Origin of the sequence: Frateuria sp. (assembly GCF_035695185.1) — a bacterium.
Lineage (GTDB): Bacteria > Pseudomonadota > Gammaproteobacteria > Xanthomonadales > Rhodanobacteraceae > Frateuria_A.
On the sequence record NZ_DASSES010000153.1, the window covers coordinates 18,248 to 27,694 of the forward strand.

8 protein-coding genes are annotated in these 9,447 nt (G+C 69.9%); 5 read left to right on the plus strand and 3 right to left on the minus strand.

Going from position 1 to position 9,447, the window contains the following annotated elements; genetic code table 11:
• The first annotated feature begins 32 nt into the window (after positions 1-32).
• From VFH59_RS12530 to VFH59_RS12545, 4 genes are all read left to right on the plus strand, one after another.
• Entirely contained in the window at positions 33-500 is a 468-nt protein-coding gene (locus VFH59_RS12530; RefSeq protein ID WP_325165237.1) for a MarR family transcriptional regulator, read from the plus strand.
• A gap of 148 nt (positions 501-648) precedes the next feature.
• The gene (locus tag VFH59_RS12535; RefSeq protein WP_325165238.1) at positions 649-1,761 is read left to right on the plus strand and encodes an efflux RND transporter periplasmic adaptor subunit; all 1,113 of its coding nucleotides are present in this window, start codon (positions 649-651) and stop codon (positions 1,759-1,761) included.
• A gap of 207 nt (positions 1,762-1,968) precedes the next feature.
• The gene (locus VFH59_RS12540; protein ID WP_325165239.1) at positions 1,969-5,082 is read left to right on the plus strand and encodes an efflux RND transporter permease subunit; all 3,114 of its coding nucleotides are present in this window, start codon (positions 1,969-1,971) and stop codon (positions 5,080-5,082) included.
• 221 nt (positions 5,083-5,303) lie between these two features.
• Positions 5,304-5,708 carry a hypothetical protein gene (locus VFH59_RS12545; protein WP_325165240.1) on the plus strand — a complete coding sequence of 135 codons (405 nt, stop codon included), beginning with the start codon at positions 5,304-5,306 and terminating at the stop codon, positions 5,706-5,708.
• Between the two features lie 81 nt (positions 5,709-5,789).
• Here VFH59_RS12545 and VFH59_RS12550 read toward each other — a convergent pair whose 3' ends face one another.
• From VFH59_RS12550 to VFH59_RS12560, 3 genes are all read right to left on the minus strand, one after another.
• On the minus strand, positions 5,790-7,226 hold the full coding sequence (locus VFH59_RS12550; RefSeq protein WP_325165241.1) for a M20/M25/M40 family metallo-hydrolase: 1,437 nt from the start codon (positions 7,224-7,226) through the stop codon (positions 5,790-5,792).
• Between the two features lie 152 nt (positions 7,227-7,378).
• Positions 7,379-7,780, minus strand: a complete 402-nt coding sequence (gene mscL / locus VFH59_RS12555) for a large-conductance mechanosensitive channel protein MscL (RefSeq protein WP_325165242.1) — start codon at positions 7,778-7,780, stop codon at positions 7,379-7,381.
• 54 nt (positions 7,781-7,834) lie between these two features.
• Positions 7,835-8,521, minus strand: a complete 687-nt coding sequence (locus tag VFH59_RS12560; RefSeq protein WP_325165243.1) for a fumarylacetoacetate hydrolase family protein — start codon at positions 8,519-8,521, stop codon at positions 7,835-7,837.
• A 256-nt stretch (positions 8,522-8,777) separates the two neighbouring features.
• Here VFH59_RS12560 and VFH59_RS12565 point away from each other — a divergent pair.
• Positions 8,778-9,447, plus strand: a 670-nt coding sequence (locus tag VFH59_RS12565) for an efflux RND transporter periplasmic adaptor subunit (protein WP_325165244.1), incomplete at its 3' end; no start/stop codon positions are given.

A 9,447-nucleotide genomic window follows, 5' to 3' on the forward strand; every position in this document is an offset into this window, starting at 1 on the left:
GGCGGCGCTTTATCCTTCGCCTCGGACGGGAGATGCACAACAACATGAAGCCGGAAGACATTTCGTTCGGTTACCTGCTCAGCGACGTCACCTTGCTGTTCCGCAAGCATTTCGACCGGCGTGCCGTGCGCTTCGGGCTGACCCGCGCACAATGGCGGGCGATCAAGATGCTGCACCACCGCGAGGAAAACCTGCGCCAGACCGAGCTGGCCGAGCTGCTCGAGATGGAACCGATCGCGGTAGGCCGCGTGATCGACCGCCTGCAGGCCGCCGGCTTCGTCGAACGCCATCCCGACCCCAAGGACCGTCGCGCCTGGCGATTGCACCTGACGCCGCGTGCGCGCGCGGTGATCGACGACATGCAGGACATCGGCCGCGGCCTGCGCAAGGACGCGACCGCCGGCATCGGCGTCGAAGAATTGAAGCAGGCGCTGGCGGTGATCGGCCGGATCAAGGACAACCTGCAAGCGCTGGAGCAGGGCGAAACCGACCGCGACTAGGTCCTCCGGCAGGGGCGTGGATGCCGGGGTCCGGCGACAATGGCCGCGACAGGTAAACCCTTCGCCGGCTGCCGCGTTGTGACGGGTTCACACCATGGCACGGCCTGGCCGCGCGCTGATCGCGTGGGGCCCCGAATCGAACGCCCGCATGTCCCCGAAAAAGATCCTGCTTCTCCTGGCCGTCCTCGTGCTCGTCGCCCTCGGCGCGCGCTTCGCGTGGTCTCCGGATGCGACCGCGCCCGCCGACGCCAGGCCGGCCGTCCGCGCGGTGCCGGTGCAGGTGGCGGTGGCCCGGCAGGGCGACCTGGACCTGTCGCTCACGCTGGTGGGCCGCGCCGAGGCCTGGTCGAGCGTGACCCTGCGTGCGCAGGTCTCCGGCCAGCTCGAGTCGCTGGCCTTCCAGCCCGGCAGCCGGGTGAAGAAAGGCCAGTTGCTCGCCCGGCTCGACACCCGCCTGCTGCAGGCGCAGCTGGACCAGGCGCGCGGCCTGGTCGCACGCGACCAGGCCCAGCTGAACAAGGCCCGGGCCGACCGCCAGCGCTATGCCGACATGCTGGGCAAGGGCTACGTCTCCAAGGCCGACTACGACACCTACCAGGCCAATCTCGCGGTGGCCCAGGCCACGCTGCAGGGCGACCGCGCCGCGCAGGAGCTGGCCCAGGCCCACCTGGACTACGCCCGCATCGTGGCCCCGTTCGATGGCGTCACCGGCGCGCCGCTGGTGTGGCCCGGGGCGCAGGTGAGCGCGCAGACCACCGACATCGTGGTGCTCAACCAGGTGCAACCGATCCGGGTCGCCTTCAGCCTGCCGGAGGCCAGCCTCGCTGCGGTACGCGCGGCGCTCCAGCGGGGGCCGGTGCCGGTGCACGCGACCGTGCCGGGCCAGTCGACCCCGCTTGCCGGCACGCTGCAGTTCGTCGACAACGCGGTGGACGACACCACCGGCACGATCCTGCTCAAGGCGCGCTTCGACAATCCGGACCTGCGCCTGACCCCGGGCCAGTTCGTGCAGGTGATCCTGCCCACCACGCGCATCCGCAATGCGGTGTCGGTACCGGTCGTCGCGTTGCAGAGTTCCACGCGCGGCAGCTTCGTGTTCGTGGTGGGGGCCGACCGTGCCGTCACGCAGCGTTACGTCACGCCGGGACCGGCGGCAGGCGGGCGACAGGTGATCGCCAAGGGTCTGAAGGCCGGCGAGCGGGTGGTGACCGAAGGGCAGATGCTGCTGGTCGAGGGGACCAAAGTCCGTGTGGCGGACTGACCTTGCTACTTCTCGCTTGTCCCTGATCGAAGATGGGGGAGAGGGCCGGGGCGAGGGGCCGGGGCTCGCGGGGAGCTCGCCACGGGACCAGGTTGGAAAGCTGCGACCCTACGCACGGACCACCTCGGTCGCAAGAGCCACCCCTCACCCCGCCCCGCTCCCCGGAGGGGAGAGGGGGCAGTACCGCGCCACTGGATCGATCCCCTCATGAACATCCCCCAGCTCTGCATCCGCCGCCCGGTGATGACCACGCTGCTGATGGCCGCGCTGCTGGTGTTCGGCATCGTGGCGTATCCGCGGCTGCCGGTGAACGAGCTGCCCAACGTCGACTTCCCCACGATCAGCATCAGCGCCAGCCTGCCGGGTGCCTCGCCCGAGACGATGGCGTCGGCCGTGGCCACGCCGCTGGAAGGCAAGCTCTCGACGATCGCCGGCATCAGCTCGATGAGCTCGACCAGCGCGCTGGGCTCCACCTCGATCACGCTCACCTTCGAGCTCGACCGCAACATCGATGCCGCCGCGCAGGACGTGCAGGCCGCGATCTCCTCGGCACTGCGCCAGCTGCCGAAGGAAATGACCACGCCGCCGACCTTCCGCAAGGTGAATCCGGCGGACGCGGCGATCCTCTACCTGGCGATGAGCTCGTCCACGTTGCCGCTGACGCAGGTGGACGAATACGCCGAGACCGAACTGGCGCAGCAGCTGTCGATGGTCAATGGCGTGGCGCAGGTGAGCGTGTACGGTTCACAGAAATACGCGGTGCGGATCAGCCTGGACCCGGACAAGCTTGCCGCCAGCGGGATCGGCATCGACCAGGTGCAGGCGGCGGTCGCCGATGCCAACGTCAACCGGGCCACCGGCTCGCTGTACGGCCAGCGCCAGCAGCTGCCGATCCGCAGCGAGGGCCAGCTCCAGCGCGCGCCCGCGTACAACGACGTGGTGGTGGCCTGGCGCAACGGCGCCCCGGTGCGCGTGGGCGACCTGGGCCAGGCCCGCGACAGCGTGCAGGATGACCAGAAGGCCAGCTGGTTCAACGGCGAGCGCGCCATCGTGCTGGCGATCCAGCGCCAGCCCGGCGCCAACACGGTGGAGACAGTCGACCGCATCAAGCAGGTGCTGCCCGGGTTCGAGGCCGGCCTGCCGCCGTCGGTGAAGCTGCAGGTGCTGTACGACCGCTCGCAGTCGATCCGCGCCTCGGTCGACGACGTGCAGTTCACCCTGCTGCTGGCGGGCGTGCTGGTGGTGCTGGTGATCTACCTGTTCCTCGGCAACCTCTCCGCCACGCTGATCCCCGCGGTGGCACTGCCGATCTCGGTGATCGGCACCTTCGGCGTGATGTATGCGCTGGGCTACAGCCTGGACAACCTCTCGCTGCTGGCGCTCACGCTCGCGGTCGGCTTCGTGGTCGACGATGCGATCGTGATGCTGGAGAACATCGTGCGCCACATCGAGGCCGGCGAGGCGCCGTACGACGCGGCGATCAAGGGCGCCGGCGAGATCGGCTTCACCATCTTCTCGATGACGCTCTCGCTGATCGCGGTGTTCATCCCCGTGATGTTCATGGGCGGCATCGTCGGGCGGCTGTTCCATGAGTTCGCGGTGGTCATCAGCGTCGCGATCCTGATCTCCGGCATCGTGGCGATCACGCTCACGCCGATGCTGTGCAGCCGCTTCGTCAAGGCGCACGACCACGAGAACAAGAACTGGCTGGTAGGCGGTTTCGATCGCGGGTTCGCAGCGGTGCAGCGTGGCTACACGGGCAGCCTGCGCTGGTGCATGGACCGCCCGCGGCTGGTGCTGGCCGCCTTCGTGGCGAGCCTGGCGGTGACCGCGCTGCTGTTCGCCGTCGTGCCCAAGGACTTCATCCCCGCCGGCGACAGCGGCATCCTGCGCGTCAACAGCGAAGGCCCGGAAGACATCTCCTTCGACGCGATGGTGGCGCGGCAGCAGCGCCTGGCCGACATCGTCGCGCACGACCCGAACATCGCCGGCTACATGTCCAGCGTGGGCGCCGGTGGCTCGCGCGCCACGGTGAACAACGGCTCGATCCTGCTGCTGCTCAAGCCGGCCGGCGAGCGCAGGCTCGGCGTGGACGAGGTCAGCCAGGAACTCCGGCGGAAGTTCGCGCAGGTGACCGGCATCCGGGCCTACATCAGCAATCCGCCGGCGATCCGCGTCGGCGGGCGGCAGAGCAAGTCCGAGTACCAGTACACGTTGCAGTCGATCGACATCAAGGCGCTGTACGACTGGTCGGCGAAGGTCACGCATGCGTTCGCCGGCCTGCCCGGTTTCCAGGACGTGACCAACGACCTGGACCTGAACAGCCCCTCGATCATGGTCGAGGTCGACCGCGACAGGCTGGCGCCGCTGGGCCTGACCATGGCGCAGGTGCAGGGCGCGCTCGGCGCCGCCTTCGGCGAGAACCAGGTATCCACCATCTACGGTGCGGCCAGCCAGCATTGGGTGATCCTGCAGGTCGAACGCTCGCTGCAGAACGATCCGGCGGTGCTCTCGCGGCTGTATGTCACCTCCAGCACCGGCAAGGCGGTGCCGCTGGACACGGTCGCCAGCTTCGCGCGCAAGCCGCAGGTGCTCACCGTCAACCACCAGGGCCAGCTGCCGGCGGTGACGGTTTCGTTCAACCTCGCGCCCGGCGTGAGCCTCAGCGAGGCGGTCGGCGAGATCGATGGCGCCGTGGCGAAACTGGGCCTGCCGGCCACCATCAGCGGTTCGATCGAGGGCACCGCACAGGCGTTTCAGGATTCGATGCAGGGCATGGGCCTGTTGCTGTTGCTGGCGGTGTTCGTGATCTACCTGGTGCTGGGCATCCTGTACGAGAGCTTCATCCACCCGCTGACGATCCTCTCCGGCCTGCCCGCGGCCGCGGTAGGTGCGCTGCTCACGCTGGTGCTGTTCGGCGCCTCGCTGGACCTGTTCGCCTTCGTCGGCATCGTGATGCTGATCGGCATCGTCAAGAAGAACGCGATCATGCTGATCGACTTTGCGCTGGAGCGGCAGCGCGAGGAGGGCATGGCGCCGGCGGCGGCGATCTTCGACGCCTGCCGGGTGCGTTTCCGCCCGATCATGATGACCACCATGGCGGCCTTCGCCGGCACCCTGCCGATCGCGCTGGGCGTCGGTGCCGGCGCCGACGTGCGCCGGCCGCTGGGCCTGGCGGTGGTCGGTGGCCTGGTGGTGTCGCAGGTGCTGACCCTGTACCTGACGCCGGTGATCTACCTGTACCTGGATCGCCTGCAGCAGCGCTTCGCGCGCAAGCCGGGGCCCGGCGCCGAAAGCCGCGCCCGTCCTCGAACCATGTAGCTGCGCACCCGTGCGCGAGCAGTGGAAGCGGCATGCAAAGGTCCCGCGCGGAGGGCGCGAGCCGATGGGAGGCCAGCACCGATGGCGACCTGCGCCCTTGAGGCCAGGCAGGGCTGTCCGGTGGCGCCAGGCGTCGTGGCCGTGGCGGTACCTCGATGCAACCTTGACGCATGTCGGGCGGTCCTGGGCTAGGGTGGCCAGGAGCGCTTACGAGACCCGCCATGCCCCGAACTGCCATCGTCACCCTGACGGCCCTCGCCACCCTGGCCGGGGCGGGTTGCGCCACGCATGCGAGCGAGCCGGGAGCGCTCGACGACGCCGCCCTACAGGCCTACGCGGCCAGGCCGTTCGACAAGCAGGCGCTGATGGGCCAGACGATCGAGCTTGGCCGCAACCATGGCCTTCCGGTCGTGGCCGAATTCCCCTGTGCGGACGTCTGCCCGCAGTACACCGTGCGGATCATCCATTACCGGCTGCCCGAGGGCGCCGATTGCCAAAGTGCCGGCGGCGTGGAAGAGACCGTCGCCGTGCCGGTGGCGATCGCGGTGATGCAGAAGACCTTCTGCGTGCCCAGGGCGCTGGCGGCAAGCGGCGCGTACTTCACGCGTCAGGAAGGGGGGCGATGACTGGCGAGGCTCCCCTGTAGGAGCGCACCTGTGCGCGACCGAGGGTGTCACGGTCGCGCAAGGTGCGCCCGCCAGAGAGTGTTACTCGCCGGCCCCGTCGTTGGCGAAGGCGCCCGGCGCGGAGCCGAAGTCGCCCTGGGCCTGCGCGGCCATGTACGAGAAGGCTGCGTACACCGCCACGTTCTGCGCCAGGTCCTTCGGGTCGATCTTGTCGAGGGTGTCGTTGGCGGTGTGGTGCCAGTCGAAGTAGTGGGTGCCGTCCTGGGTCAGCGACAGCGCGGCCATGCCCTTGCCGTGCATCTGCGACAGGTCCGAGCCGCCGCCGCCGGGACGCTTGGCGTCGTAGGCCACGCCGATCGGCGCCAGTACTTTGGCGATCTGACCCATGGCGCCGCGCGCCTCGGGCTTGACGCTGGCGCTCATGCGCCAGATCCGGCCCGAACCGAAATCCGACTCGGTGCCCAGCTGGAACTTGCGCACCTCGTCCGCGTGCCGGTCGGCGTAGGCGCGGCCGCCCCACAGGCCCATCTCCTCGTTGGCGAAGGCGATCACGCGGATGGTGCGGTCGGGCCGCGTCGGCAGGTCATGGATCAGCTTGCCGGCCGCCATCGCGATGGCGATGCCGGCACCGTCGTCGATCGCGCCGGTGCCGAGGTCCCAGGAATCCAGGTGACCGCCGATCGCGACGACCTGGTCGGGATACTTCGCGCCGGTGACCTCGCCGATCACGTTGGCGCCGGTGTACTCGCCCTCGATGCCGCAATCGAGGTCCAGCTTGACGGTCACCGGCTTGCCGTAGCCGAGCACGCGCTCGAGCTGGTCGGCGTCGGGGTTGGAAAGCGCCGCCGCGGGAATGGTCTTGGCCGGGTCGCGGAAGCCGGTGACGCCCGCGTGCGGCGTGCGGCTGTGCGGATCGGTGCCCGCCGAGCGCAGCAGGAAGCCGGCGGCGCCCTTGGCCTGGGCGATGACCGGACCCTGCGTGCGGATCGCCGAACCCATGCCGTAGTCCTGGCCATCCTTGTGCCGCTGCATGCGGAAGCCGATGTAGACGATCTTGCCCTTGACGCTGGCGGGATCGGCGTTCTTCAGCGCATCGAGGCTGGCGAAGCGGACCACCTCGGCGGTGAGGCCGCCGCGGGGCGTGCCGGGCGAATAGCCCAGCGCGGTCAGCATCAGGGACTGCGGGAACGGCGCTACGATCGCGCCGCTCTCGCTGCGGCGTACCCACTTCGGATAGGTGACCGGCTCGGTGTAGACCTTGTCGAAGCCCAGCTCCTTGAACTTGGCGATCGCCCACTCGACGCCGCGCTGGTCGGCCGGGCTGCCGGCCAGGCGCTGGCCCACCTCGGTGGTCAGCGACTCGGCGATGCGGTAGCCGGTGTCGTCGTGCATCGCCTTGTCGCGCAGCTGTCCGGCGGTCCTCACGGCGGCGGCGGGAACGACGGTATCGGTGGCGCTGGCGACGCCGCTGGCCAGGAGCAGGCCGGCGGCGAGCAGGGTGAGGGAGGGACGGCGCATCGGGGAACTCCGCTGGGGATGAACGCCCGATTATTGGGGTCGTGGCAGGTGGTGGCCTAGGCCAGAAGTCACGGGGCGGGGCCGCGGAACGTCGGGAAGCAGCCGTGCGCTTCCGTTCCGCGGTCCCGGTCCGGTTTCCCTGATCCGGTTCCCTAATCCCTCGCCTTCAGCAAGTCGCGGATCTCGGCCAGCAGGACCACCTCCGGCGGCTGCACCGCCGGCTTGTCCTCCGGCTTGGGCGCCAGGCGATTGATCGCCTTGACCAGCAGGAAGATCACGAAGGCGATGATCAGGAACTGGATGATCGTGTTGATGAAGGCGCCGTACTGGATGGCCACCTCCGCCGTCCTGGCCGCCGGATCGGCCGGCTTGAGCACCCACTTCAGGCGGGAAAAATCCACGCCGCCGGTGACCAGGCCGATCGGCGGCATGATCACCTGGTCCACCAGCGAGCTGACGATCTTGCCGAACGCGCCGCCGATGACGACGCCCACGGCGAGGTCAATCACGTTGCCGCGCATGGCGAATTTCTTGAATTCCTCCAACATGCTCATGCTCGCGTCTCCCGGTTGGGTTTGGGTGGTTTCTTCAGCGTTGCGCCGCCCGGCTCAGGCGATCCGCCCTTCCAGCACGGCGATGCCTTCGAGCTCGGCGCGGAAGCGGTCGCCGCGATGCAGCGCGGCGACGCCGGCCGGCGTACCGGTGAACAGCAGGTCGCCCGGCTTGAGTTCGAACAGCTTCGACAGCGCCGCGATGATGGCCGGCACGTCGTGCACCATGTCCTGGAGCGTGGCCTGCTGGCGCAGCACATCGTTCACCTCCAGGCTGAGCCGCGTCTGTGGGCCGGGGCGCGCCGAGCCGGCCGGGCGCAGGGCGGAGACCGGCGCGGAATGGTCGAAAGCCTTGGCCACGTCCCACGGATGGCCCTTCGCCTTTGCCTGCGCCTGCAGGTCGCGGCGGGTGAGGTCCAGGCCGACGCCGTAGCCGAAGATCAGCGTCCCGGCCAGGCCGGCCGGCAGGTCGCGGCCACCGCCGGCCAGCGCCACCACCATTTCCACTTCGTGGTGCAGCTCGGCGGTGGCGGTCGGGTAGGGCACGTCGGCACCGTCGGTAACCACCGCATCGGCCGGCTTGCAGAAGAACATCGGCTGTTCGCGATCGACCGTCGCGCCCATCTCGCGCGCGTGGTCGGCGAAGTTGCGGCCGATGCAGAAGATCCGGCGGACCGGGAAGCGGTCGTCGCTGCCGAGTACCGGCAGGCTGGGGATGGCGGGGGGCGGGATGACGTAGCGCATGCGCGCGAGCCTAGCAGACCGCACCGTGGCGCTGGCGCAAAGGGCGCCGTACCGCGCGGCGCCCGCGCGGGCAATGGCCGGGAGGGGAGCGTGCGGGGGCCCCGGGTTGCCGGCCCGCCGTGCCCTGGCGGCGCGGACCGCAGGCGCCAGGCGGTCGGGCGTGACATCTGTCATCGGCGATGGTTGATGGCGCAAGCTGTTCCCCGGGTCGGGCTTGCGTCATCGTATGCATTCGCGAAATGGAACGGGCGGGCGCATGGACAACGGGGAACTGCTCAGGCAGCTGAAGATCGACCGCGGGCAACGCGAGGCCGTGCGGGCGGCACCGTTGCGCTGGCCGTGGATCGCAGGGGGCGCCGTGCTGCTCCTGGCGCTGCTGGGCCTCGGTGGCTGGTGGATGCTCGCCGAGCGTCCCGTGCTCGTGCGGACCGCCACGGCATCGGTACCCGGCAGCGGCGATGCCGGGGCCGTGCTGCAGGCGACCGGCTATGTCACTGCCCGGCGCCAGGCGACGGTCTCCGCGCAGATCACCGGCACGCTCACCGACGTGCTGATCGAGGAAGGCGACCACGTCACCAAGGGCCAGGTGCTGGCGCGGCTGGAGGATAGCGCCTACCGCGCCAACCTCGAGGCCGCCCGGGCCAGCGCCCGTGCAGCGCAGGCGCAGGTGGGCCAGCTCCAGGCGCAGCGGGCCCAGGCCCGCCACGATGCGGCCCGGCAGGACGCGCTGGTCGGCCGCGGGCTGGTCGCCAGGCAGGCCGCCGAACAGGCACACACCCAGGTCGATGCGCTCGCCGCCCAGCTCCGCGCGCAGCGCCGCCAGGCCGAGGCCGCGCGGGCGCAGGCGCAGGTGGCGCAGGTCAACTTCGACTACACCGTGGTGCGCGCGCCGTTCGACGGCGTGGTCACCGACAAGGCCGCGCAGG

Coding starts and splice junctions, on each gene's coding strand:
- VFH59_RS12545 (WP_325165240.1), top strand. CDS start 5,304: ATGCCCCGAACTGCCATCGTCACCCTGACGGCCCTCGCCACCCTGGCC.
- VFH59_RS12535 (WP_325165238.1), top strand. CDS start 649: ATGTCCCCGAAAAAGATCCTGCTTCTCCTGGCCGTCCTCGTGCTCGTC.
- mscL (WP_325165242.1), bottom strand. CDS start 7,780: ATGAGCATGTTGGAGGAATTCAAGAAATTCGCCATGCGCGGCAACGTG.
- VFH59_RS12560 (WP_325165243.1), bottom strand. CDS start 8,521: ATGCGCTACGTCATCCCGCCCCCCGCCATCCCCAGCCTGCCGGTACTC.
- VFH59_RS12530 (WP_325165237.1), top strand. CDS start 33: ATGCACAACAACATGAAGCCGGAAGACATTTCGTTCGGTTACCTGCTC.
- VFH59_RS12540 (WP_325165239.1), top strand. CDS start 1,969: ATGAACATCCCCCAGCTCTGCATCCGCCGCCCGGTGATGACCACGCTG.
- VFH59_RS12550 (WP_325165241.1), bottom strand. CDS start 7,226: ATGCGCCGTCCCTCCCTCACCCTGCTCGCCGCCGGCCTGCTCCTGGCC.